The 681-nt window shown below is 34.2% G+C and carries 1 protein-coding gene; it reads right to left on the bottom strand.

From position 1 onward, the window contains the following. Positions 1 to 634: N-acetylneuraminate lyase (locus IDG60_RS18980; protein ID WP_206161061.1), on the bottom strand; the 634-nt coding region annotated here is incomplete at its 3' end. Positions 635 to 681 lie beyond the last annotated feature (47 nt).

The raw sequence follows: 681 nt of genomic DNA, 5'->3' as shown, positions 1-681 counted from the left end.
CGTTATATGTAGAACCAATTGCACCATCTACGCCAGAAATCGTAGCTTGAACTAACATTTCATCAAAGCCAGATAAGATTAATTTGTCTGGGAATGCTTTTCTAATACGTTCGAGTAGGAAGAAGTTCGGCGCTGTATATTTAACACCAACAATTTTTTCGTGATTAAATAGCTCGCTGAATTGTTCAATAGAAATATTCACACCTGTTAAATCTGGTATTGCATAAATAATCATATTGTTCTGTGTTGCTTCGATAATATCGAAATAGTAATCTCTAATTTCTTCAAAAGTAAATGGATAGTAGAATGGTGTTACGGCAGAAAGTGCATCATAACCGAGTTCTGTGGCATATTTTCCGAGTTCAATGGCTTCATTTAAATCTAACGAACCTACTTGAGCAATCAATTTCACTTTATCCCCAACTGCCTCTTTGGCAACCTTGAAAACTTGCTTCTTCTGCTCTGTATTTAATAAAAAGTTTTCGCCTGAGCTACCATTTACATAAAGACCGTCTAATTCTTCAGTTTCAATGGCATTTTGAGCAATTTGTTTAAGTCCTTGTTCATTTACTTGACCATTTTCATCAAAAGGAACGAGTAACGCTGCATATAAACCTTTTAAATCTTTGTTCATTATGAAGTCCCTCCAAAAATCATTTGATAATATAGTTTACAGCTATA

The sequence above is a fragment of the Staphylococcus sp. EG-SA-2 genome (assembly GCF_017152085.1).
Note: the sequence above shows the minus strand (reverse complement) of the source record. Positions and strands in the feature narration are given on the sequence as shown.